This is a genomic window from Sphingobium sp. B2 (assembly GCF_007693735.1).
Lineage (GTDB): Bacteria > Pseudomonadota > Alphaproteobacteria > Sphingomonadales > Sphingomonadaceae > Sphingobium > Sphingobium xenophagum.
On record NZ_VDBZ01000001.1, the window covers coordinates 830,806 to 856,298 of the forward strand.

At 64.0% G+C, this 25,493-nt stretch carries 17 protein-coding genes; 14 read left to right on the plus strand and 3 right to left on the minus strand.

Annotated elements, in window-relative coordinates; translation table 11 throughout:
* Positions 1 to 153: 153 nt before the first annotated feature.
* Positions 154 to 1,536: a DEAD/DEAH box helicase gene (locus FE851_RS04160; protein WP_017184201.1), complete on the plus strand. Its 1,383-nt coding sequence runs from the start codon at positions 154 to 156 to the stop codon at positions 1,534 to 1,536.
* A 134-nt stretch (positions 1,537 to 1,670) separates the two neighbouring features.
* Positions 1,671 to 4,559, plus strand: a complete 2,889-nt coding sequence (locus FE851_RS04165) for a M16 family metallopeptidase (protein WP_145200021.1) — start codon at positions 1,671 to 1,673, stop codon at positions 4,557 to 4,559.
* A 35-nt stretch (positions 4,560 to 4,594) separates the two neighbouring features.
* Here FE851_RS04165 and FE851_RS04170 read toward each other — a convergent pair whose 3' ends face one another.
* Positions 4,595 to 5,140, minus strand: a complete 546-nt coding sequence (locus FE851_RS04170) for a TetR/AcrR family transcriptional regulator (RefSeq protein ID WP_017184199.1) — start codon at positions 5,138 to 5,140, stop codon at positions 4,595 to 4,597.
* Between the two features lie 172 nt (positions 5,141 to 5,312).
* On the opposite strand from FE851_RS04170, the gene FE851_RS04175 reads away from it, so the two are divergent.
* The 12 genes from FE851_RS04175 (at position 5,313) to FE851_RS04230 (ending at position 21,677) form a co-directional block, all read left to right on the plus strand.
* Positions 5,313 to 6,461: an efflux RND transporter periplasmic adaptor subunit gene (locus tag FE851_RS04175; protein WP_107125280.1), complete on the plus strand. Its 1,149-nt coding sequence runs from the start codon at positions 5,313 to 5,315 to the stop codon at positions 6,459 to 6,461.
* 3 nt (positions 6,462 to 6,464) lie between these two features.
* Complete coding sequence (locus FE851_RS04180; protein ID WP_107125217.1) at positions 6,465 to 9,617, plus strand: efflux RND transporter permease subunit; 3,153 nt, start codon at positions 6,465 to 6,467, stop codon at positions 9,615 to 9,617.
* 3 nt (positions 9,618 to 9,620) lie between these two features.
* Entirely contained in the window at positions 9,621 to 11,021 is a 1,401-nt protein-coding gene (locus FE851_RS04185; RefSeq protein WP_145200024.1) for an efflux transporter outer membrane subunit, read from the plus strand.
* Between the two features lie 81 nt (positions 11,022 to 11,102).
* Entirely contained in the window at positions 11,103 to 11,594 is a 492-nt protein-coding gene (locus FE851_RS04190) for a methylated-DNA--[protein]-cysteine S-methyltransferase (RefSeq protein WP_145200027.1), read from the plus strand.
* Between the two features lie 144 nt (positions 11,595 to 11,738).
* Entirely contained in the window at positions 11,739 to 12,518 is a 780-nt protein-coding gene (locus FE851_RS04195; protein ID WP_145200031.1) for an SDR family oxidoreductase, read from the plus strand.
* A gap of 90 nt (positions 12,519 to 12,608) precedes the next feature.
* Positions 12,609 to 13,292, plus strand: coding sequence for an ATP-binding cassette domain-containing protein (locus FE851_RS04200; protein WP_145200034.1), 684 nt, complete (start codon positions 12,609 to 12,611; stop codon positions 13,290 to 13,292).
* 37 nt (positions 13,293 to 13,329) lie between these two features.
* On the plus strand, positions 13,330 to 14,031 hold the full coding sequence (gene modB / locus FE851_RS04205; protein WP_019052671.1) for a molybdate ABC transporter permease subunit: 702 nt from the start codon (positions 13,330 to 13,332) through the stop codon (positions 14,029 to 14,031).
* A gap of 262 nt (positions 14,032 to 14,293) precedes the next feature.
* Complete coding sequence (locus FE851_RS04210) at positions 14,294 to 15,658, plus strand: tyrosine-type recombinase/integrase (protein ID WP_145200037.1); 1,365 nt, start codon at positions 14,294 to 14,296, stop codon at positions 15,656 to 15,658.
* Positions 15,659 to 16,236: 578 nt separating this feature from the next.
* Complete coding sequence (locus tag FE851_RS04215) at positions 16,237 to 17,490, plus strand: SIR2 family protein (protein ID WP_145200040.1); 1,254 nt, start codon at positions 16,237 to 16,239, stop codon at positions 17,488 to 17,490.
* On the plus strand, positions 17,487 to 18,041 hold the full coding sequence (locus FE851_RS04220; RefSeq protein ID WP_145200042.1) for a hypothetical protein: 555 nt from the start codon (positions 17,487 to 17,489) through the stop codon (positions 18,039 to 18,041). Before FE851_RS04215 ends, FE851_RS04220 begins: the two co-directional genes overlap by 4 nt.
* On the plus strand, positions 18,038 to 20,053 hold the full coding sequence (locus FE851_RS04225) for an AAA family ATPase (RefSeq protein ID WP_145200045.1): 2,016 nt from the start codon (positions 18,038 to 18,040) through the stop codon (positions 20,051 to 20,053). The genes FE851_RS04220 and FE851_RS04225 overlap by 4 nt, the downstream gene beginning before the upstream one ends.
* A gap of 256 nt (positions 20,054 to 20,309) precedes the next feature.
* Complete coding sequence (locus FE851_RS04230; RefSeq protein ID WP_145200048.1) at positions 20,310 to 21,677, plus strand: hypothetical protein; 1,368 nt, start codon at positions 20,310 to 20,312, stop codon at positions 21,675 to 21,677.
* Positions 21,678 to 21,694: 17 nt separating this feature from the next.
* Here FE851_RS04230 and FE851_RS04235 read toward each other — a convergent pair whose 3' ends face one another.
* Together FE851_RS04235 and FE851_RS04240 are read right to left on the minus strand one after the other, a co-directional pair.
* A complete protein-coding gene (locus tag FE851_RS04235) occupies positions 21,695 to 22,198 on the minus strand; it encodes a hypothetical protein (RefSeq protein WP_261370843.1) in 504 nt (167 codons plus the stop codon).
* Positions 22,199 to 22,429: 231 nt separating this feature from the next.
* Positions 22,430 to 25,474, minus strand: coding sequence for a beta strand repeat-containing protein (locus tag FE851_RS04240; RefSeq protein WP_145200051.1), 3,045 nt, complete (start codon positions 25,472 to 25,474; stop codon positions 22,430 to 22,432).
* Between the last annotated feature and the right edge of the window lie 19 nt (positions 25,475 to 25,493).

Below are 25,493 nucleotides of genomic sequence, written 5' to 3' on the forward strand. Positions count from 1 at the left end.
GGAACAGCCGCAATAGGATCACGGACCGGCCAATGAGAGTCTGCGCCAAGCTTGAGGCTTCCCTTTTCACGCGGGTCGTTTCGTAACCCGCCTCGCGCCCTTCCTGCGTCCGCAGAGCAAGTTGGCGTAAAGGCCCACTTGTGAGTTTTCCAAATGCAATTCAACGATTTTGGTCTGGCCGAGCCGATCACCAAGGCGCTTGCCTCCAAAAATTATGTGACACCCACGCCCATCCAGCAAAAGGCGATTCCCGTGCTGCTGGACGGCAAGGATCTGTGCGGCATCGCCCAGACCGGCACCGGCAAGACCGCGGCCTTCGCGCTGCCCAGCCTCGATTATTTTGCCCGCAACCCCAAGCCGACGCCGATCAAGGGCTGCCGGATGCTGGTGCTGGCCCCGACCCGCGAACTGGCCGCGCAGATCGCGCAGAGCTTCCGCGACTATGGCCGCTTTTTGAGACTGTCGGTCGAAACCGTGTTCGGCGGTGTGCCCATCGGCAAGCAGATCCGGGCGCTGGCCGGGGGCGTCGACATCGTCGTCGCGACGCCGGGCCGTCTGCTCGACCTGATCGACCAGCGCGCGCTGACCATCAAGGACACGGAAATCTTCGTGCTCGATGAAGCGGACCAGATGATGGACATGGGCTTCATCCAGCCATTGAAGCGCATTGCCAAGATGCTGCCCGCCGATCGGCAGAACCTGTTCTTCTCGGCCACGATGCCCAAGGAAATCGAGGCGCTGGCCGCCCAGTTCCTCAATAATCCGGTCAAGGTCAGCGTTGCGCCGCAATCGACCACCGCAGAGCGCGTCCAACAGCGCGCCACCTTCGTCAATCAGGCCGAGAAGCAGGCGCTGCTCCACCTGATCCTGAAGAGCGAGGATATTGACCGCGCGCTGATCTTCACCCGCACCAAGCATGGCGCCGACCGCGTCGTGCGTTTCCTGGAAGGCGCGGGGATCGAGGCGTTCGCCATCCATGGCAACAAGAGCCAGGGCCAGCGCACCACCGCGCTCCAGGCGTTCCGTCAGGGCAAGGTGAAGCTGCTGGTGGCGACCGACATCGCCGCGCGCGGCATCGACGTGTCGGGCGTGTCCCACGTCATCAACTTCGAAATTCCCAATGTGCCCGAACAATATGTCCACCGCATTGGCCGCACCGCGCGCGCCGGGGCCGAAGGCGTTGCGATCAGCTTCGTGGCGGACGATGAGCGGCCTTATCTCAAGGCGATCGAACGCGCGACGCGGGTGAAGCTGGCGATCGAACCGCTGCCGGAGAATTTCATGGAAGCGGTGCGGAACCTGCCCAAGCCTGCCGCCCCCAAGAAGGGACCGAGCCAGACGCCGCAGCAGCAGGCGCGTCGCGCCGAAGGGCAGCGCAAATATCAGGATGGCCAGCGCCAGCAGCGCGGCACCCCCGACCGGGCGCATCGCACCGATGCCGAGGGTGGCGAGAAGCGGCCCTTCCGCCGTCGCCGCAGCGGCGGTGGCGTCGGCGCGCACAAGGGCGCGGTCCAGCGCACCGGCGCGCCGCGCTGATGCAGTCTTCCGTTCGTTTCGAGCGTGGTCGGAAAACATATTCCGACACGCTCGAAGCGAACGATATTTTGCGGCGTCCCATGACCATCTTTGTCAGTAGCCATTCAGGAAAATCCCGTTAGGCTCCCCGGCCTATGAGATTTTTCCCCCGGCGCGCCGCCGCTTCGCTGACTGTCCTTGCCCTGCTGCTGTCGGGGGCGCCTGCGCCGCTGGCGGCCCGGACGGAATCTGCCCCTGCTGCCACGTCAAGCGCGCTCGCGCCTAAGGTGAGGCCGTGGCTTTACGAAAATAGCGATGTGCCGATCAATGCCGCATGGCGGTTCGGCACTTTGTCCAACGGCCTGCGCTATGCGATCCGTCGCAATGGCGTGCCGCCGGGGCAGGTGTCCGTTCGTTTGCGGATCGACGCGGGATCGCTGATGGAGCGGCCCGACGAGCAGGGCTATGCCCATTTCATGGAGCATCTGACCTTTCGTGGGTCACGCCATGTCCCCGATGGCGAATCCAAGCGTATCTGGCAGCGGCTGGGCGTGACATTCGGCAGCGACAGCAATGCGCAGACGACGCCGACCGGCACCAGCTATGCGCTCGACCTGCCGCAGGCGACGCCGCAGAGCCTGGGCGAAAGCCTGAAGATTCTGGCGGGGATGATGGCTGATCCCAATATTGTCGACAGCGCGGTCGATGCCGAGCGCGCGGTGGTGCTGGCCGAACGGCGCGAGAGCGACGGGCCGCAGACGCGGATTTCCGACGTCAGCCGCGAGCATTTCTTCGCCGGGCAACCCATGGCCGATCGTGCGCCGATCGGCACGGTGGCGACGCTCAACGCCGCGACGGCGGCCAAGATGACGGCGTTTCACGAGCGCTGGTATCGCCCGGAAAACGCCGTGATCGCGATAGCGGGGGATATTGATCCGGCGCTGGCCGAACAGCTGATCAAGGACCAGTTTGGCGGCTGGTCCGTGCCCGGCAAGGGCGCGCCCATGCCCGACTTCGGCGCGCCCGATCCCAAATTCCCCGCCACCCGCGTTGCAGTGGAGCCGGGCGTGCCGCTGGGCCTGACGCTTGCCTGGCTGCGCCCGTGGAAGCCGCGCGCCGACACTATCCTCTACAATCAGGACAAGCTGACCGACATGCTGGCGTTGCAGATCATCAGCCGCCGGCTGGAGCAGGCGGCGCGCAGCGGTGGCAGCTTCCTGCAATCGAGTGTCGAGCAGCAGGATGTCAGCCGATCGGTTGACGGTACGTTCATGACCATCATCCCGGTGGGCGAGAATTGGCAAAAGGCGCTGGCCGATGTCCGCGGCATCGTGGAGGACGCCAAGACCACGCCGCCCAGCCAGACCGAAATCAACCGCGAATATGCGCAGATGGATACGGCGCTGGCGATCCAGGTCGAAAATGCCGATACGGAGGCGGGCGCAAAGCAGGCGAGCGACCTGATCAGTGCGGTCGATATTCGCGAAACGACGGTCAGCCCCGACGCGGCCCTCAGCATCTTCCGCTCTGGCAAGGCGAATATGACGCCTGCCAAGATCGTCGAATCGACCAACCGGCTGTTTTCGGCAGGCGTGTTCCGCGCCCTGCTGGTGACGGGCACGGCGCAGCCGGGTCTGGACGCGAAGCTGGCGGCAGCCGTCGCCGCGCCGGTCAAGGCGGCGACCAATGCGCGGCTGGCCGACAAGATCGTGACGATGGCCGACCTGCCCAAGCTGGGTGCGCCGGCCACGGTCGTTTCCCGCACGCCCATTGGCCTCGCCGGGATGGAAAGCATCACCTTTTCCAACGGGGTGAAGCTGACCCTGTTCGCCAATGATGCAGAGACGGAAAAGGTGCGGATCAACGTCCGCTTCGGGCATGGCCAGCAGGCCTTCTCCCCGGTCAAGCCGGTGGCGAGCTGGGCGGGGGATTATGCACTGGTGGCCAGTGGCATCGGCACGCTGGGCCAGCGCGAGCTGGACGACCTGACCAATGGTCGCCGCATGGGCATGGATTTTTCCATCGACGAAGATGCGTTCGAATTGCAGGCGGTGACGCGCCCGGCCGACTATAAGGACCAGTTGCGCCTGTTCGCGACCAAGCTGGGTGCGCCCGGATGGGACCCGGCGCCGATCGCACGGGTCAAGGCAGGCGCGACCGTCGCCTATGACGCCATGACCCGTTCGCCCGACGCCGTGCTGGGGCGTGATCTGGGCTGGTTGCTGCATGACAAGGATGTGCGGTTTCGCACCCCGTCGCTGGCCGAAATCAACGCGCTGACGCCGCAGGCCTTCCGCGCGACATGGGAACCGATTCTGGCGTCCGGACCGATAGAGGTGCAGATTTTCGGGCAGGTAAAGCCGGACGACGCGATAGCGGCAGTGGCGCAGACGCTGGGCGCATTGCCGCCCCGCGCCGATACGCCCGTGCCCGCTGCCAACCTGGCGATGCGCTTTCCTGCCCATGTCGAAACCCCGATCGTATTACGGCACAAGGGCGACAAGGAACAGGCCGCCGCCGTCATGGCATGGCCGACATCGGGCGGCTTCACCCTGCAAAAGGAAGCGCGCCAGCTGGAGATACTGACCCAGATTTTCAATGACCGGCTGTTCGACCGGCTGCGATCGACCGAGGGCGCGGCCTATTCGCCCAGCGTCCAGAATAGCTGGCCATTTTCCTATGAGAGTGGCGGCTATATATTGGTGACGAGCCAGGTGCGGCCCGACAGGATCGCCTATTTCTACGATGTGGTGAAATCGACCGCGGCCGATCTGGCCAAAACGCCGGTCAGCGAGGATGAATTGCAGCGCGCGGTCGCGCCGATGCGGCAGATGCTGATGCGGGCCGGGACGGGCAATGCCTTCTGGATGAACCAGATGGAAGGCGCGACCCATGATGCGCGCTATGTGGCGGCAATGCAGACGATGGCGCAGGATATGCTGACTGTCACGCCAGCCCAGTTGCAGGCGCTGGCCGCCCGCTATCTGGTTCCGGCCAAAAGCTGGTCGGCGATTGTCCTGCCCGAAGGGGTCGAGGCGAAATAGCCGGGGGCGCTGCTGGTCCGGCGCCCCGCTTTTGTCTAGCAGATGGCGCGCAGCGCCGCGACGATCATCAGTGCGGAAAGGCGGGCGGTGTCGGTTGCGCTGAGGCTGGGGCGCGAAAGGCTGCGATGGCCAAGGCCGAACAGGCAGGCGAGGACAATTTCCTCAGCGCCGTCCAGCGCTTCGCCTGACAGGTCAGGATTGGCCGCGCAGGCAAAGTCGCGAATATAGCCGCGAAACCGCACACACATCGCCGCGATCATATCCCCGACCGGCCGGTTGCGGAAACTTTCGGCCAGGATGTCGAAGGACAGCGCTTCGTCCTTTTCATCGACGACATGCAGCAGCAATTCCTCGAACGTCTGTTCGACCGTTAGTTCGCCAGCGTCGAGCCGCGAGCGCAGCGCATCCATATGCATGCAGCGTTCGTCATAATCCGCCTGTACGATGGCGGCGATGATGTCTTCCTTGCCCTTGAACAGGCGATAGATCTGCCCGACCGAAACCTGGGCTGCTACGGCCAGTTCGGCCATGGAGGATTGATGGAAGCCATGGCTGTCGAACAGCGTTCGGGCGGCTTCCAAGATCCGCTCCTTACCCGACCTTTCCGGTACGGTCTGTTTTTGCTGCGTTGCAACCAATTTGCCCTCCTAGACATTTTCTCTCTTGAATTCACATTGGCATGATCCTACCTGCGGCGCAAGCGGAATGAACGTTCATTCCGATCAGTATCCTATCAAAACGGAAATATGCGCGATGCAAAAGGGGAAGTTCATCGGTCTGCTGGCGTGCGCGTCGGCGCTGACTCTGAGTGCGTGCGGGGACAGTCCGCCGCCTGCGCCGCCGCCACCCGCCGTGGGCGTCGTAACGCTCGAAACCGGCACCGCGCCGCTGATCAATGAGCTGCCGGGACGGATCGTAGCGGTGGAAACCGCCGAAGTTCGGCCACAAATCAGCGGCGTTATCCGTCGCCGTCTGTTTGCCGAGGGCGGCATGGTGCGGGCCGGGCAACTGCTCTACGAAATCGAGGACGCCCCCTATCGCGCCGCCGTCGCGCAGGCGCAGGGTGCGCTGGCGCGGGCCAATGCAGCGATCCGGGCCACCAGCCTGCAGGCGCAGCGCTACAAGGATCTGGTCGGCATCAATGCCGTCAGCCGTCAGGAATATGACAATGCCGACGCCGCCGCCCAACAGGCGCGCGCCGATGTTGCAGCGCAGCGAGGTGCGCTGCAATCGGCGCAGGTGAACCAGAATTTCACGCGCATTCGCGCCCCCATTTCCGGTCGTATCGGCCGTTCGTTGTTCACGCCGGGCGCACTGGTGCAGGCCGGGCAGGCGGACCCGCTGGCGACGATCCAGCGCACCGACACTGTCTATGTCGATGTCACCCAGTCCGCTGCGGAGATCATCGACCTGAAGCAGGCGATGAAGAAGGGCGGCGTCAGCAGCGTGGACGGCGCGCGCATCCAGTTGCTGCTGCCCAATGGCAGCACCTATCCGATCGAGGGCAGGCTGCAATTTTCCGAAGTGTCGGTCGATCCGACGTCGGGCGCGGTGACGCTGCGCGCGACCTTCGCCAATCCCGACGGGCTGTTGCTGCCAGGCATGTATGTGCGCGCCAGGGTGGTGGAAGGTCAGCGCCGTCAGGTCATCCTGGCGCCGCAGCAGGGCATCAGCCGCGACGCCCGCGGCCGCGCGACGGCGCTGGTCGTTGGCAAGGACAATAAGGCGGAATTGCGCCAGGTGACGGTCGACCGCCCGGTGGGCGACAAGTGGATCGTTACCGGCGGGCTGAAACCGGGCGACCGTTTGATCGTCGAAGGGCTGCTCAATCTGCGCCCCGGCACGGTCGTCAAGCCCGGCGCGCCACAGCAGGTTACGGCGTCCACCGGCGGGGCGCAGTAAATCATGGCCCGCTATTTTATCGACCGGCCCATCTTTGCATGGGTCATCGCCATCGTCATCATGCTGGCGGGTCTGCTCGCCATCAGGGCGCTGCCCGTCGCGCAATTTCCTGAAATCGCGCCGCCCACGGTCAGCATCGCAACCAGCTATCCGGGTGCCAATGCCCAGACGCTGGAAAGCACGACGACCCAGATCATCGAGCAACAGCTCAAGGGCATCGACAATCTGCGCTATTTTTCGTCCACCAGCGACAGCGCGGGCAACCTGAACATCACCCTGACGTTCGAGCAGGGCACCGATGCAGACATCGCGCAGGTGCAGGTGCAGAACAAGCTGGCGCAGGCGACGCCGCTCCTGCCGCAGGAAGTGCAGCAACAGGGGCTGCGCGTCACCAAATCGACCGCCAGCTTCCTGATGGTGATGGCGGTCTATTCCGATGACGGCATCCATGACCAGCAGGATGCGGGCGACTTTATCGCGTCATCGCTGCAAGATCCGATCAGCCGCGTCACCGGGGTTGGCGATACCCAGTTGCTGGGTGCGCAATATGCCATGCGGGTGTGGCTGGACCCCTACAAGATGGCCAATCTGGGCGTCACGACGGGCGACGTGAAGGCCGCGATCCAGGCGCAAAATGCGCAGGTGTCGGCGGGCCAGATCGGCGGTACGCCATCGCCCAAGGGACAGGCGCTCAACGCCACCGTCACCGCCCAGTCGCGGTTGCGCACGCCGGAGGAATTCCGCGCCATCCGCCTGCGCAGCAACAGCGACGGGTCGGTCGTCCTGCTGTCCGACGTGGCGCGGGTCGAACTGGGATCGGAAAATTACAGTTTTGGCGCGAAGTTCAACGGCCATCCGGCCGCCGGTTTCGGCATCAAGCTGGCGCCGGGCGCCAACGCGCTGGACACGGTTACGGACGTCAAGGCGCAGATCAAGACGCTGTCGAGGAACTTCCCGTCCTGGGTCAAATATGACTTCCCGGTCGACAATTCGACCTTTGTGAAACTGTCGGTCGAACAAGTTATCCACACGCTGATCGAGGCGGTGTTGCTGGTGTTCGTCGTCATGTTCCTGTTCCTTCAGAACTGGCGCGCGACGTTGATCCCCACCATTGCCGTGCCGGTCGTGCTGCTGGGATCGCTCGCGATCCTGCACGCGGCGGGCTTTACCATCAACACGCTGACCCTGTTCGGCATGGTGCTGGCGATCGGCCTGCTGGTCGACGACGCGATCGTCGTCGTCGAAAATGTCGAGCGGCTGATTCAGGATGAAGGCCTCAGTCCCAAGGAAGCGGCGAAAAAGTCGATGGACGAGATTAGCGGCGCGCTGATCGGCATCGGCCTCGTCCTGTCCGCGGTGTTCCTGCCCATGGCATTCTTTGGCGGGTCCACCGGCGTCATCTTCCGCCAGTTTTCGATCACCATCGTTTCATCGATGATCCTGTCGGTGCTGGTCGCGCTGATCCTGACGCCCGCGCTGTGCGCCACGATCCTGAAGCCGGCCCGGCATGACCATGCGACGCAGAAGGGCTTTTTCGGCTGGTTCAACCGCACGTTCGACAAGGGCGTTGTCCGCTATGGGCAGGGCGTCGAGAAGGTCGAGCGGCGCTGGGGCCGGACCATGCTGGTCTTTGGCCTGGTGACGGTGGGCATGGCGGTCATCTTCCTGCGCCTGCCGACCGGCTTCCTGCCCGAAGAGGATCAGGGCCGCATCATCAACCAGATTTCGCTGCCCACCGGCGCGACGATCGAGGAGACGGAGCGGACGCTGGACCGGGTGCGCGACTATTATCTGACGCAGGAAAAGGACAATGTCGCGGCGGTCTTTACCATTTCCGGCTTCGGCTTTGTCGGGCAGGGCCAGAATGTCGGTATCGCCTTCGTGCCGATGAAGGACTGGAAGCTGCGCAAGGGGCAGGACAATAGCGTCATGGCGATCGCCGAGCGCGCCAATGCGGCCCTGCACAAGATTTCCGCAGGCATGGTCATCGCGTTCGTGCCGCCAGCGGTGCAGGAACTGGGCAATGCGTCGGGTTTCGACTTCCAGTTGCTGGACCTTGGCAGTGTGGGCCATGAAAAGTTGCTGGAGGCGCGCAACCAGTTGCTGGGCATGGCGATGCAAGACAAGCGATTGGCGCAGGTGCGGCCCAATGGCCTGGAGGACAGCGCGCAGTTGAAGCTGACCGTCGATCAGGCGGCGGCGGGTGCGCTGGGCATCGCGCAGGCGGACGTCAACGACACGATCAGCACCAATCTGGGCAGCGCCTATGTCAATGACTTCATTGATCGCGACCGGGTGAAGCGCGTGTTCGTGCAGGCCGACGCGCCGTTCCGCACCACCCCCGATTCGATCGGGGCGCTGCATGTCCGGGGCAGCAGCGGCGTCATGGCGCCCCTGTCGGCCTTCTCCACGACGGAATGGGTCACGGGTCCGGCCCGGCTGGAGCGGTTCAACGGCGTGCCGTCGATGAACATACAGGGCGCGCCCGCGCCCGGCGTGTCGAGCGGCGAGGCGATGAAGGCCATGGAGGAATATGCCGCCAAATTGCCCGCCGGCATCGGTTATAGCTGGAACGGCATTTCCTATGAGGAACGCACGTCCGGCGGGCAGGCGCCCTATGTCTATGCCCTGTCGATGCTGATCGTGTTCCTGTGCCTGGCTGCGCTGTATGAAAGCTGGTCGGTGCCGATCGCGGTGATGCTGGTGGTGCCGCTGGGCGTTTTGGGCGCGGTGATCGCGGCCACGCTGGCGGGGCTGAACAACGACATCTACCTTCAGGTCGGCCTGATCACGACGATCGGCGTGTCGGCGAAGAATGCGATCCTGATCGTGGAATTTGCCGAAGAGAAGATGCGTGAGGGCATGTCGCCGGGCGCGGCTGCGCTGGAGGCAGGCAAGCTGCGTCTGCGGCCGATCCTGATGACCAGCTTTGCCTTCATCTTCGGCGTGCTGCCGCTGGCGCTGTCGACCGGGGCAGGGGCCGGTGGCCAGAATGCGATCGGCTGGGCCGTGGTCGGGGGCATGTTGTCCGCGACAGTGCTGGCGATCTTCTTCGTGCCGGTATTCTTCACCGTGGTGAAGCGGCTGTTCCGTGAACATAAGACCCATGATGCGGCGCAAGAGCAGGCAACGCCCGCCACGCCGCAGGAGGCATAAGAGATGCGTAACGTCAAGGCGCTGGGCGCCATTACCTTGTCGCTGGCGCTGGCCGCCTGCGACATGGCGCCCAAATATGTGCGGCCCGCACTGCCGGTTCCGGCGACCAGCCCGCAGGGGCCGGCCTATGGCGCGGCGGACGGGGCGGCGATCGTCCCGGCCGATACGGCATGGCGCGATTTCTTCACCGACGCGCGGCTGGCGCGGGTCATTGACACGGCACTCGCCAACAATCGCGATTTGCGTGTTGCGCTGGCCAATGTGGAGCAGGCGCGGGCGCAATATCGGGTACAGCGCGCCGACCTGTTGCCCCGCGTGACGGCGGGCGGCAATGCGACCTATCAGGATTCGCCCTTTTCGCTCGCCGGGTCGGGCCGGACGGACGTGTATCAGGCACAGGTCGGTGTTTCGGCGTGGGAAATCGACCTGTTCGGGCGGGTCCGCAATCTGAGCAAGGCCGCGCAGGAGCAATATTTCGCCAGCGTCGAAACCCGCAACGCAGCGCAGACCGCGCTGATTGCGGAGGTGGCCGATGCGTGGCTGACGATGGCGGCGGACCAGGAACGGTTGCGGATCGCGCGCGATCTGGAAAGCGCGTTCGGCAAGACGCTGGAACTGAACCGCGCGCGCTTTGCCAAGGGGATCGCGTCCGAATTGGAGGTACGGCAGGCGCAGACCAGCTATGATTCGGCACGATCGACGATCGCCGAGACGCTGACGCTGGTGGCGCAGGATCAGAATGCGCTCAATCTGCTGGCGGGTACGACGGTCCCGGCCAGCGACCTGCCCGATGCGCTGCCAGCGGCAGGCGCGACGATCGACAATCTGCCCGCCGACATATCGTCCGACGTCCTGTTGCGGCGGCCCGACATTGCGGCGGCGGAGCATCAGTTGCGCAGCGCCAACGCCAATATCGGCGCGGCGCGGGCGGCCTTCTTCCCCAATATCTCGCTGACGGCGGCGTTCGGTTCGCTGAGCCTGGGCCTGTCCAACCTGTTCGGGTCGGGCAGCCAGTTCTGGTCGGTCGCACCGTCGGCTTCGCTGCCGATCTTCGACTTCGGCAAGAATAAGGGCAATCTGGCCTATGCCAGGGCGACCTATGACGCGATGCTGGCGACCTATGAAAAGAGCGTCCAGACGGGCTTTCGCGAAGTCGCGGACGCGCTGGCAAGGCGGGGGACGATGACCCAGCAAATGGAAGCCCAGAAATCGCAACGGGATTCGGCGCGGGCCGCCTATACGCTGTCGGACGCGCGTTTCCGGGCCGGGGTCGATCCCTTCCTGACGACGCTGGATTCGCAGCGTGCGCTGTTCACCGCAGAGCAAAGCCTGCTAGCGACGCGGCTGACCCGTGCGACCAATATGGTCGAACTCTATCGTGCCATGGGCGGTGGTCTGAAATAAGGCGGCTTTGATCGCAAGGGGCGGGAGGCATTTGGGCCTGCCCCTTGCTAGATGGGGTGGGACCGATAGGGAGACTGTTTCATGACCCTTGCGACGACCCTGTTTCCTTCGCCCGTCGGCACATTGACGCTGGTGGCCAGTGACGCCGGACTGGTGGCGGTGTTGTGGGAGGATGACGATCCCGCGCGGGTACGCCTGCCGGTGACGGCGGCACGGCCCGACCATCCGGTCCTGCGGCAGGCCGCGACGCAACTGGCGGACTATTTCGCCGGGGCGCGGCAGCATTTCGACGTGCCGCTGGATATGCGCGGCACGGCCTTTCAGCAACGGGTGTGGGCGGCCTTGCTGGCGATCCCGTTCGGGGAGACGCGCAGCTATGGCGCGATCGCCAGCGCCATCGGCCAGCCGACCGCATCGCGCGCCGTGGGGGCCGCCAATGGCCGCAACCCGCTGTCGATCCTTGCGCCATGCCACAGGGTGGTGGGCAGTAACGGGGCGCTGACGGGTTTTGCCGGCGGACTGGCGGCCAAGACATGGCTGATCGCGCATGAGCGGCAGGTTTTGGGAACATAGGGCCATAGCCTGTTGCGCCAAGGCGGCGATCCGCCTAGTCTGACTGGCAACAGGAGTTATCGAAATGAACCAGCGTAACCGCTGAAGCGGCACGACCTATAGCAGCGGAGCAATCCGCCCATCTGGCTCTGTTTCGAGAATATCATGCATAAATTGACCAACAAGATTTGCGTCGTCACCGGCGCTGCGCGCGGCATTGGCCGGGCGATCGCGGCGCGTTTTCATGCCGAAGGCGCGAGCGTCATCCTGACCGATATTGATGAGGGGGCCGGGGCTGCGGCTGCGGCTGAAATCGGCTGCCGCTTCATCGCACTGGACGTGCGGGAGGAGGCGGACTGGGCGGGGCTGGCCGAGGCAGTTCCTGCGATCGACGTCATGGTGAACAATGCCGGGGTGACCGGGTTCGAGCAGGGCATGGTCGCCCATGATCCTGAACATGCGACGCTGGCCGACTGGCGGGCGGTCCACCACGTCAACCTGGACGGCACCTTTCTGGGTTGTCGATACGCGATCGGCGCGATGAAGGCGCAGGGCAGCGGATCGATCATCAACATTTCGTCGCGGTCGGGGCTGGTCGGCATTCCGCTGGCGGCGGCCTATGCCTCGTCCAAGGCGGCGATCCGCAACCATAGCAAGTCGGTCGCGCTCTATTGCGCGCAGCAGGGCTGGGCTATCCGCTGCAATTCGATCCACCCCGCCGCGATCCTGACGCCGATGTGGGAAAGCATGATCGGCGATGGCCCGGATCGGGAGGCGCGGATGGCGGCGCTGGTCGCCGATACGCCGCTCAAGCGGTTCGGCGCGAGCGATGAAGTCGCGACGGTCGCGGTCATGCTGGCGTCCGACGAGGCGACCTATATCACCGGGACGGAGGTGAATATCGATGGCGGGCTGCTGGCGGGATCGGCCGCTGCGCCCGGCTGAGCGGGGTGTTATGCTGACGCCGCGATGGATCGCCCGACGCCATCGCTGCGCGCTTGCATCGGCTGAGCGGATCGGGGCACAAGGGCGGCAATGTCCGTTTCCCACCCCGCTGTGCCAGCCCGTCCCGATCCATCGCCGCCTGCGACCGCGTCGACCTTCCGCATCGACGTCTGGCGCGACCTGGGTGACCGGCGGATCGCGTGCAGGATCGATGCCGGGCAGGGCGTGACGGCGCTGCTCGGCCCGTCAGGCGTGGGCAAGACGACCATACTCAACATGGTCGCCGGGCTGTTGCGGCCCGATGGCGGCCATATCCATGTGGGTGACGTGCCGTTGTTCGACGCCGCACGGGGCATCAATGTCGCGCCGGAACATCGGCGTCTGGGCTATATCTTTCAGGACGCCCGGCTGTTCCCGCACCTGCGGGTGCGCGGCAATCTTCTCTACGGTGTGCGTCGTTCGCCCGATGCCGCCGAGGCGCTGGAGGAGATGGCCCGCTTCCTTGGCATAGCGGGGCTGCTCGATCGCTGGCCATCGACCCTGTCGATGGGGGAGGCGCAGCGCGTGGCGATTGGCCGCGCCCTGCTGACGCACCCATCCTGCCTGTTGATGGACGAGCCGCTGGCGTCGATCGACCGCGCGCGGCGCGCCGACATATTGCAGCTGGTCGAACGGTTGCGGGACGAGGTGGGCGTGCCGATCCTGTACGTCACGCACGACCTGGCGGAGGCGGAGCGCCTGTCCGCGCATATCGTCCAGATGGATTTCCCATGATGGCCGCCAGCCGGACCCAGCACAGGAGCATGACGTGATGCTGGACCTGCCGCCCGATTACTGGCCGATCATCGCCCTGTCGATCAAGGTCAGCGCGGTTGCGGTCGGCGCGATGCTGCCGATTGCGTTCGCGCTGGCCTGGATATTGGCGCGGTGGCGTTTCCCCGGCCGGATGCTGCTGGACGCGCTGGTCTATCTGCCGCTGGTGGTGCCGCCGGTCGTTACCGGGTGGCTATTGCTGCTGCTGTTCGGTGCGAATGGCCCGATCGGGCGCTGGCTGGCGGACTGGTTTGGCATCACCCTGCTGTTCCGCTGGACCGGCGCGGCACTGGCCGCCGGGATCATGGCCATGCCGCTGATGGTGCGGGCGATCCGCCTTTCGATCGAGGCGGTGGATCGACGGCTGGAAGGCGCGGCCCGGACGCTGGGGGCCGGACCGTTGCGGGTGTTCCTGACCATTTCCCTGCCGCTGTCGCTGCCCGGCGTGCTGGCGGGGGTGATATTGGGCTTTGCCCGCTCGATCGGCGAATTCGGCGCGACCATCACCTTCGTGTCCGATATTCCGGGCGAAACCCGCACGCTGCCGATCGCCATCTACGCAGCGTTGCAAGCGCCCGGCGCGGAGGCCGTTGTCACGCGGCTGGCCATCGCGTCGATCCTGCTGTCGCTGACCGCCCTGCTATTGTCCGAAGTGCTGGCCCGGCGCATGGCGGCGGGGGTTCGAAGCTATCGGGCCTAGGCCAGCGAATGCAGGGAAATTGCGTGCCCCCTGATGGGGTGGTGCACCCAAGTGGATTCGAACCACTGGCCTTTGCCTTCGGAGCTAGAAACACAGTGCTACGACAGGCAAATCTATTCAACGCTAGAGCACGCTAACATACTGTTATTACAGTATTTTATTGACGTGAAAGGCTCTCTACGCTACCCATGACCGCGCCACTGTTTTCATTTCAGTGGTGAGATTTTGGTGAGTTTTTTGAGCACGCTCTAGCGAGGTGTCTATGCCAAAACTGACTAAGCAAATTGTCGAGAAATCCGAGCCGCGGGCGCGCCAATATACCATCTGGTGCAGCGAGCTGAAGGGCTTCGGCGCGTTCGTGTTGCCATCGGGTACGCGGACATATTTTGTCGACTATCGGAACGTGAATAACGTGCGGCGGCGGATGAAACTCGGCCGGCACGGGCAGATCACCGCCGAGCAAGCCAGGACGCTCGCGATCCAGGCGCTCGCCGAAGTCGCAAAAGGGAATGATCCCCTCGAGAACCGAAACAGCGCCCGCAAGGCAATTTCAGTCAAGGAACTGTGCGAGCTTTATATCGCGGAACTCGAGGCCGGCCGCATACTCGGCAAGGGCGGGCGTCCAAAAAAGGCCACCACGAAGGTCACCGATCTTGGTCGGATACAGCGCCACATCGTTCCTCTGCTCGGCAAGAAGCAGGTCACTCACGTCACGAAGGCTGACGTGACGACGATGATGAAGGACATCATGTCCGGGAAGACCCGCCTGAGCGAGAAGACCAAGAAGCTTCGCGGGAAATCGGTTGTCCGCGGAGGCGCCGGGGCGGCGAGCCGCACCGTCGGCTTGCTGGGCGGTATCTTCACCTATGCACGGGACGAGCTGGGAATCATCGAGGTCAATCCCGCGCACGGGGTACGCAAGCCGAAGGACGTCGCGCGGACCCGCCGCCTGAACGAGGACGAGTATCGCGCTCTCGGCCGCATTCTCTCGAAGGCAGCCGAAGATGACCGCTATACGCGAACCGTCGAGATCATTCGTGTGCTGGCCATGTCCGGGTGTCGGCGCGGCGAAATCGTCGCAATCCAGAAGAAGGAAATCGACCTCGCAGGAAGCGCATTACGCTTCGAGGACACGAAGGAAGGCCAATCCGTTCGGCCGATGGGTCTGCCGGTCCTCGAATTCTTCGACGCGCTCGACATGGAAGACGATAGTCCATTCGTCTTTCCCGGAGAACGGAACCCGGAAAGGTCATTCGGCAGCTTTCCGCGTCACTGGGAAAAGATCTTCGCCGGAACGGAGCTGGAGGACGTCACCGCCCATGTGCTGCGCCACAGCTTTGCCAGCATGGCGAACGATCTGGGTTTCACCGAAATCACGATCGCCGCGCTTCTCGGTCACGCAACCGGCTCGATCACGAGCCGCTATGTCCACACGCTCGATGCGGCGCTGGTCATGGCGGCAGATACGGTGTCGGGCTACATCCAGGCGCTGCTCGACGGGGCCGAGTTGTCTCACACGCACTATGCTCTTGATCGCAGCTCGCGGAAGGCGGCTCTGACGCGCTTCCTGACGCCGCAATCCGAAACGTCAACCGGGCTTAAGAAGGTGGAGCGCTTCGCAGCCTAGCATAGGCATGATCCCGTATGACGATAGGTCTGTCGCGCGTGTCACTTGGCGCTGGCCGACCCCCGCGACAGTCCTTCGTCACTTGACCACGCGATCAATGGCGTTGTCAAACGAGCAGCCGGTAGATGTTTTCCTCTGGCCGACTCGACTCATTAGCAGTCCGCCCGTGTCACCAATGATCCAGCAGCGCGCTTGCTAGTCGGTCGGCCAATTGGCGGCAGGATACATGCCTGCCTTCGGTCGTAAAGCGCATGTGGGTTGGGTTCGAAAGCACTTCCGATTGACTATTTGGCTAATGATCCAATCGGAACCCTCGGGGTTTTGCAGACTATGCCCGAGCGCCTATAACAATTTGAAGTTCATCGTTCCGCCCAGATCGGCAACTGACGCTCGTTCGGAGTCGCCCGCGGGCAGTTGTGTCTGAGTCTCACGACAAGCTGGCTCGGTCCGATTACTATCAGAAAGAACGCTTCGAACATCTAGCGCGAATGGCGCGATGCGGTTAGTCACGAGAAGTGACTCCGACTACTAACCAAGATGCGCTTGCGCTGGCCTTAGACGGCATACTGAATAACCGCTTGGTCCTTATTGCCGGCGCGGGCCTCTCGATGGCCGCACCTAGCAATCTTCCGAGCGCCGCAGCGATCGCGGCGGTCGCCAAGACTGAGTACGACGCCCGCTATGGTGGACTGCGACCTCCGCTGCCCGTCGACATCGAGGACCAAGCGGAACTGTTCTTCCAAAAGGGCGAGCTGGGCGTCTATCTGAACGAGTTCATTGATCCCGACGTGTTCGCGGCGAAGCCTAATCCCGGCCATATTGCAGTCGCTGACCTTTTGCTTTCGCGCGGGCTGCAGGCTGCTGTCACAACGAACGTCGACGTCCTCGTCGAAACCGCGGGCCAGTCGTTGCTCGGCCAAGTTTTCACCGGAATCGACGGAACAGCGGTTGCATCACCCCCTGGCGGTGCGGCCCCAATGCTGAAGATTCACGGCTGCTGGGTACAAGAGCGGCAGAACACCGTTTGGGCACCGGGTCAGCTCACCGCGCCGCCAGTCGTCGCGCGCATCGCCAGCAGCGAGACTTGGCTGCAAAACGCGCTGCTCGACAAGGATCTGTTGATCGTCGGGTACTCGACGGACTGGGACTACCTTAACCAGGTAATCGCCCAAACGCTCGGTGCCGTCTCGCCAGCCTCGGTGCTGGTGGTAGACCCGTCGACAACCGCAAACTTCGCGTCGAAAGCGCCCGACCTCGCCGCCCTAGCTGGCCGCGCCAAGAAGGGGGCATTCCACCTCCAGACTTCCGGTTCGGACTTCCTTGACGAACTGCGCTTATCCTTCTCTAAGGTCTTCATCCACCGCGCTATCGCGAAGGGCGTCGCCGCATACGAGCTGCTCGTCGGCCATCCGCCGTCCGCCCCCAGCCTCGAAGCTCCCGATCTTGACAACGACACGCTCTGGCAGGTCCGCCGGGACCTGCTCGGCTGCAAGCCCAGCAAGCCGGCGAGGCAGTCGATGCCGCACGACGAGCCTGCAGTCGGTCTGACGCTGCTGCAGATCCGCGAGGCGGGCGGGACAGCTGATGGTCCATATTGGAAAGTCGGCGGTCGGGTCGTGCGCGTAATTCGCGGCTCGGGGTCTTTCCTACACGCCCTCGAAGGTGAATATAGGTGGGACATGCCACCCGTCGCTGCTCCGGATGTGGTCGTGGCTGTCGGTGCGGACGACGTCGGGCTGCCCGCGGATCTCGCGCGACGGCCGGACGGTTCGATCGCGCGCGGCGCGGGGCCGAGCTGGATGACGAGAGCCACTTTCGAGGCGACACTATGAACGAGACGCTGCACGACTGCGCTGGAGTTCTTGCCGAGGCAGGTTTCTCCACGCGCTTCGCCGAGATACCGGCGGACGACCGGCTCGCCACGCTGGAGACGCTGGCGTTCGAGGACGCGACCATCCTCGGATTCGTCGTCGCCTACGAAACTCCGGCGCAACTCGTCGCGTCGTGGAAGATAGACCGCGACCGCGTCGCCATGAGACACCGTGATGCACTGCAGGCCGCCCGGCAGAAGGCTTGGAATGCGTATCTTGTGCTGATCTCGCGCGGCGCCGCAGACTTCGCCGAATCGCTCGCGCTCGGTCAGATCGAGGAGGACCTTGAGGCGATGCGTAAGATCACCAAAGCTGGTGTGGTCGGCGCCGGGGGTGCTCGCGCGGCGCTCCTTCCGCTGCTGCCGTTTCGCGCTGCACCGTCGCTCGACCCCATCGACATGCGGCTGGAGATTCAGTCGCGGAGCACCGAGCTCGATGCCGATATCGTGGCGGCGTTCCTCTCCGGCGCGGAAGAGGGTGTCGTAATGCAACTGCTGGAGGACCGAGCGTGAAGATTGAGCGCATCCTGATCAGCGGTTTCCGCGGTTTCCGCGACAAAGTAGACGTGCCCATAGCCGCCGGCTTCACCGTGATCGACGGACGCAACGGAGTCGGAAAAAGCACGCTCTTCGACGCGATCGAGTTCGCCCTTACCGGCCACATCAGCAAATACGGCGACATGAAGGCCAGCGGCGAGAGCGTAGAGGATTACATCTGGTGGAAGGGTGACGGTCCGTCGCCCAGCGAGCGCTTTGTCGAGGTCACCTTGCGCGACGGCGCAGAAGCCATAGTTCTAAGACGGACGCCGATCGAGGATCCCTCCCCCGAGCTGCTGCTGCGCGTCGAGGCTGGCATGGTGAACGCCGGAATGGCACCGCCTTCGCCGTTGCTCCAACTCTGCGCGGCATCGATCATACGCGACGAGAACATTGCCAGCCTCAGCCTCGATCTTTCTGAGACGCAGCGATATGCGAAGCTGCGACAGGCGATCGGGGCGATGGACGCTGATGCCTGGGCGGAGCGAGGCAACCGCTTGGCTTCGATCGCGCGCAAGCGCAGCGATCAGGCAAAGGCGGATGTCGTGGCGGCAAACAACGCGGTCGCTGAGGCCAACAGGAAGATCGATGACGCCCGGGCGGCGCTCGCACCCGAGGCCGCGATAACCGAGGCTAGCTCGACGATGTCGCGGCTGCTCCAGTTCGGCCCCACGGTGCCGGATCAGCTCATCTCGCCCGGCCGCGAATTCGTGGCGGTCCGCGAGCGATACGCCCGCGACCTGGCGTCAATCCTATCGGGCTGGGAAGAGTATGAAAGCGACTCGGTTGCGCTGGCAGAGAGCGAAGCCGCAATCGAAAAGGCGAAGGGCGACGTCGAAATCGCCAAGGCTGACCGCGACCTACTTCCCGAACCAGCCGAAGGCTCGACCGTCGGCGAGACCGCTGAGCTCGTAGCTCAGCTCCACGAGTTGAGAAGCATCGGCACCCGCATTGGACTGGTCGAGAAAAGCTGTCCGCTGTGCGCCGCCGATCACGATGCAACCTCCTTCGCCGTCGGGCTCGCCAAAGCTGCTGAGACGATCGAGCGAATTGACAGGCAGGCGAGCGAGCTTGCGGCCGAAGCAACTAAGCGCCGCGTGGCGATTGCCGACGCTGAGCGGAGAATCGCCGAGGCGCAGAAATCCCTCGTAGCGCTGATCGATCGCACCAACCGCCAGCGCCGGGCGCTCGAGACCCGCCGCCTGCTGCTTAGCGGTGTCGGCCTGTCACCCAATGCCAGTAAGGCCGAGGTCCTCGACACGCGCGACGAGGTCGCTGCGGAGCTTGAGGCCGCGCGCCACGCCCTGCGCGTGCTGAGTACCCTCAGCCAGAACAGTCAACTGGAGACCGGTGTCTCACAGGCAGAGGAGGCGCGCGTGCGTCTCGCACGCGCCCAGGACCGGGCTGGCCGCGCGCGGCGGGCCGAAACAATTGCCAGCGCGCTCCACGACGCCGCCCGCCGCGCCGGTTCGGAGACGCTTGATCTTCGGCTCGAACGCGTGCTGCCGCTGATGGCGGAGCTATACGGGCGGCTGCGACCGCATCCGGTGTGGCAGGACATCGAATATTCGATTCGGGGCGATCTCAGACGATTCCTGTCGCTGCAGGTGGGCGATGGCCTCAATCCCCAGTTCCTGTTTTCAAGTGGTCAGCGACGAGCGACCGGACTCGCCTTCCTGTTATCGATCAACCTTTCCCTAGCGTGGAGCCGATGGCGCTCAATCTTGCTTGACGACCCGGTTCAGCATGTCGACGATTTCAGAACTGTCAACTTAGCAGAGGTGCTAGCCCAACTCGTGGCTAGCGGAAGGCAAGTTATTGTGGCCGTCGAAGACGCCGCGCTTGCCGAACTTCTTGCGCGCCGTATGCCCGTTTTAGGCGTGGGTGAGGCTAGTCGGCTTACGCTTGCCCTGGGGTCTGAAGGCTCTTCGACAGTTGTTCGGCGAAACGATCCAGTACCGATGCTATCAAACGTGCTTGCAGCCTAGCATCGGCGAACCCTCAGACCGTCGCCCTTGCTCCGCAATCGAACCGTAGCACCGCATGGAGGGGTACGTGCACCCTCGATTAGAACGACTCAATGAATATGGATAATGACTGGACACCCTCGTCTGGTATACCATTCGCGGGGCGCAAGGGGCGTGATCTCTCTCCATCCATCCGGGAAGCGCATCTCTACTGCAATTTCACCCGCAGCTATATCAACTGTTTGCTCGCCGAACTGGCGGAGCAGGCCTGATCGATATGGTGCGAGACCGGGCATGTCTGATCCAGCCGATCAGCGAGCGCGAGTTCAATCTCTATGCGCTCTCGCTCGATCGTGGACCCAACTTCGAGCCTCTTGACCTGGTGGGTTGTTATAAACTCGCCGACGGAAGCGCGAGCGGTTGCATCCTGTTTGATCCACAATCGCAGACGTTCAAAGCTCTCACGCTGCGCCGACGCGTCGATCATTGCTGGGTGGTGGCTGACCAGACGTCGAACTTGCCATCTCCGGGGGCGGCGCTCGACCGCATCGGGATCAACATGCTATCCGCCGAGCACGCTGAGCCGCTGCCACCCGGGGTCCGGCGCCGGGCAGAGCTTCTCAAGACCGGATCGGGTGGGACCTCGCCCGAGTTCGATTTGCTGATCGGTACAGTAACCCACCTCCCAGCCTTGATCGCAGTCGGCGAATGCTATCTTGCGCTTCCCAATCCGGACCCCAACTTCGTCCGGGATTTCCAGACCAACAGTTTCGCTGCGCGTATGTTCGAATTGTACCTGCTGGCGTGCTTCCGCGAGCAGGGGTTGGTGGTCCGCCAAGATCATGTCTCCCCTGATTTCTACATTGAGCGCGACGGCGCTTCCTGTTGGGTGGAGGCGGTAACTGCCAATTCGTCCGTGCCCCGTTCTGGCGGGATTGGCCCGTGGGTCCACGCACCGGAACATCGTACCGAGCGGCTTACCGGAGCACCTGCGGAAAGGTTTGCGAAGACTCTTCGGAGCAAGCTTCAGCGCGATTATCACGAGATGCCCCATGTTAAGGACCAGCCATTCGCCATCGCGATAGCTGATTTTCACGAATCGGGCTCGATGGTTTGGAGCCGCGAAGCATTGCCCACATACCTCTACGGTGTCAGGGCGGATGTCGAAGGCGAAGGCGCTGACCGGCGAGCTATCGGCACGCGCATCACTCATCTTATTGGGAAGGACCGCATACCAGCCGGCATCTTTCGTGATCCCGCCTTTGCTCACCTATCGGTCGTTCTGTTCAGCAACGCGGCGACGCTCTCGAAATTCAATCGAATGGGATTCCTCGCGGGATGGCGCCCGCCAGGCTTGGATATGGTTCGACGTGGCATCCTCTTCGATAGAACGCCGGGTGCGGTAAACGCGATCCCCTTCGAGCTATCAGTTCTCAGCGCCCAATATGAGGCGCTCTGGCCTTGGGGCGAAGCCTGGTGCCAGGAACTCGAGGTCTATCACAATCCGCTGGCGACGAATCCCATTCCATTTGATCTCATTCCCGGCGCGACGCACTGGTTCGAGCGCGATGGCGACATTGAATGCAATACCATCTGGGCAAACTCAGTGCTGTCGTCGATAACGAATTTAAGAATGGCGCAATAACTGGGCCATACCCCGTCTCACGATCTCGGTCGGTCCTGAATATCGAAACCAGGTTGTGAGAGGCCAACGATCATGTCGATGAAACGCTTCGCCTCGGCGATTACTTCGCCGGCCTCATTGGCATTGCTGAATCGACCTTGGTGCACCACCTCGTTGCGTATCTTATTGATCTTCTCTGCCGACGCGACCAAGGCCTTAGCCGTCTTGCTCTTTTTCGGTCGTGCGAAATAGATCGGGACAAATAGCCGCTCAACCTTCCCGCGAAGGCCATTAGCCCACATTAGGAACTGATCGACGATCACACCATCAAACTCGGTTTGTCGCGCCCACTCATGCCGAATCGCATAATTCGCCGCAATCTCTGCCGCAGTTGAGCATCTAACGATAGCAGCAGACGGCTCATCGCGCAGGTGAAGTCCCGACAGCTTGTTCCATTGGGCCTGCAGTTTGTCGAGGTCCGATCGATCATTATACGGCGTCTTCCGTTTTGGCCGATGTGCTTCGTCCGGTCCTAGCGCCACAGTCTTTGCCTCGTCAGATTCGATGTTAGTATGACATTTCGCAGGCGGGACTTAGCGGGTCCGAGCCACGTGAGCCAGACGATCTCCAAATGACGATGGCAATCGGGTTAATTGGGGAAGTGAAATAAGTCCGTTCGGCAGCGATGAAAGGCCGCCACACCAGGGGGAGTGTGACGGCCTTTCCCGCGCGCGGCGGACAGCCTGGGGCTCTGGCCTTCCCGCCGCGGCGGATCAGCGAGCGGAGGTGATCGCGTTGGTCGCGATGTTCCCCGCCGCCGATGCCGAGACGATATTGCCGCTCGCCGTGAGGCTGCTCGACGTCAGGCCGCCAGAAACCGAGCGGAAGGTGGCGCCGATGACCTGGGCGCTCACCGGGCCGCTGTTGATCTGCACATTGGCGAGGCTTGCGGTGGGAAGCCGGTCGAGGGAGGCGAGCGCCACGGCGTTGGTAGCGCTGTTACCGGACGCCGCGGCGCTCACGCTGTTGCCATTCAGCGCGATCCCGCTCTGGTAGACGCCGCCGTTCAGCGCGGTCTGATGGAGCACATTTTCGGCCCGGGCCGCGACCGCACCGGAATTGGTCTGCGCATTGAGCACCATTGCCGAGGCGCTCGCCTGTGCGTGCGAACCGAGGAAGGCAGACGCCTCGGCGGGCAGCGAGCCGCCGGCACCGCCGGTAAGGGTCAGGCGATTGTCCGCGCTGTTGCCCCGCGCGACGGCAGCCGTGGCATTGCCATCGATCGTCGCCTGCGAACTCGTCAGCGCGCTCGCGCTGTGACCGAGATCTGCGCGTGCGACGGCGTGGACGCCGGCATTGCTCTGCTGGGAGTTGAGCACGCCCGCACTGGCCTCGCGATCCGCAACGGAGGTAACCGCGACAGTGTTGCTCGCCTGGTTGGCCCCCGCCTGCGCGACGGTCGTATTGCCGGTTGCCGACCAGGTGCTTTCGAGCAGCGCCCGCCGCGAAACAGGATTGCTCGCCGCTGTCAGCGCGGTGGCGGTTGCTTCGCCGGAAGCCGACTGGTTGTTCGCCAGGACATGATCGCCAGCCACGGTGCCCGGCGCGCCAGCCCAGATATCGGCTGCGGCGTTGTCGCCGCTCAGAGCGCCGATATGGACCGCATCAATGGTCATGGCGTTGTCGACGCCATTGATCTGCGCGAACGCGGTATTGCGGTTATTCGAAAGCGCGAGGGCCGAATGCTGCGCCGTGCCGGTCAGCTCGAGCAGGAGGTCGGAGGTCGCGGCGACATTGGCGGCAGCCACCTGATACGACGACAGGGCAGTCCCCGGAGCCAGCTGATCGCCGCGGAGATTGGTCGCGTTGAGATCGAGCCGGTTCGCGGCGTCATTGCCCCTGGCAATCGACAACTGGCTGTTGTCGGCGATCGAGAGCGAAGACTCGGCGACGGAAGCGCCGGTCGCCGCAAAATGGCCGACCACGTCCGAGGCGATCGAGACGGTGCGCGCGGTTCCCAGCAGCTGGTGATTGGCGAGCGCGTAGTCGGCTGCGGCGGAAGCGTCGCCGCCATCGACTCCGGCCTGTGCGTCATCATGGCCGCTGACGTTGGCGAGCTGCGTGGCAGAAATCTCCATGCTGTTGTCGGCGATGTTCGCCGTTGCCGAGCCTTGCACGCTATTGCGGCCGACCGTCAGGCTCGAGCCGTTCACCTCGCTCAGCCCAACCACGCTCGCGCCGGTGCGATCGCTCGCCGAACCGACCATCGCAGAGATGTCGCCTTCGCCGAACTGGCCCGAGTTGAGGTCGGCCGCTGTCGAAAGCGAGACGGCGTCCAATGTGAGGCTGCTCGCGCCGCTGTTGCCGGTCGCTGAAGCCGCCACGCTGTTGTCGCTGGCCGAGCCGCTTGATGCGACGAAGATGTCGCCGTCGGTAATCCGGGTCATGCTGTTCCGCACGATCGCCGAGACGGGAGCGAGGTAGGTCTGCGCATTCTGGACGCTGAACGGCGCCGAGACGGTGAGCGTGCGCCCATAGTCGAGCCGGGCGGTGCCGATGTAGTCGCCGCCCTCCACACCGCCCTCCGGGCCGCTTTCGCCAGCGCCGATGGAGGTCGCGCGGACGTCGAGCCGATTGCCCGTTGCGAGGTTGGCGGTCGCGATGGCCTGGATGCTGTTGCCGTCGGCGGTCACCCGGGAATCGACCGGATCGCTGACCAGCCAGACCTTGGTGCTTCCGCCGGTTTCGGCAGTGACGCCGCTCTTGGCGCGCTGGACGTTGGTGACATTGGCGATGGCGCCGACGCCATAGTCCGCGCCGATATTGACCGCATCGAGCGAGGCGCTGTTGGCCGACTGACTGCCGTAACCGGCGGCCAGGATCGCATTGCCGTCCGCGCTCATCTCCGAGCCGGTGGCAAGCTGGCGGACCAGCAGCCGATAGCCGCCCTTGGTGACGGCATTCACCATGCTCTGGGCCGACTGGTCGCTGAGCACGCCATAGGCTGCCGCCACCTCGGACGATCCCTGGTAGGGAACGAGCGATGCCAGGCCCCAGCTCTCGGGCGCCACGATGGTGACGACGTCGGCGTTCAAGGCGTTGTCGGCCGTGTTGCCATAGGCGATCGAGCGCTGAAGATTGTTGTCGAGGCCGAGGGCGCTTGCGTCGTCCTTCTGGGCGATCAGCTCGGTCTTGCCGGTCATGCTCGCCGCAACGCGCGAGGCCGTTCCGAGCGACTGGCGGCTGGCGATGCCGGCGCCGTTGCTGCCGACGATCCCGGTCAGCGACAGCGCATTCGTGACGTCATTCGCGAGCGCCACCGCTTCCTGGCGGTTGTCGCCCACGGTGACGGAGCTGCCGGTCACCGGACCATTGTCCGCGGCGATCCGCGATGCAGTGACGTCTGCCGTAACGGGCGCGGTCTGGGTGCGCTGCAACGAGGCGACAAGGGCGGGCGCCCACGCCTCGACGCCCAAGGAGCCGGTCGACAACCAGGTGCCGCCCTCGGCCGAAGCCAGATCGAGGGCGTCGGGCGACTGGCTGTTGTCGCCCTGGTTGCCGCGCGCCGTGGCCGCAATCGCGTTCAAGGAGACCTCGATACGGGCGTCGGTCGGCACGGTCGTCGTCGTGATGACCGGGTCGCTTGCGCTCGCCGTCACCGGGGCGCCGATCTGGGATTGATCGCTCGCGACGACACGGGCGCCCGTGGCAGAGACCCCGGGAGAGGACGCGAGCGCAGGCAAAGATGCTGAGGTAGCAAGCACGGCAATCGCGCTGCCGAGGAGGAGCCGCGGCCGGGAAGAAAAAGCATTGGGCATGAGAATTGTCCTGTTCTGG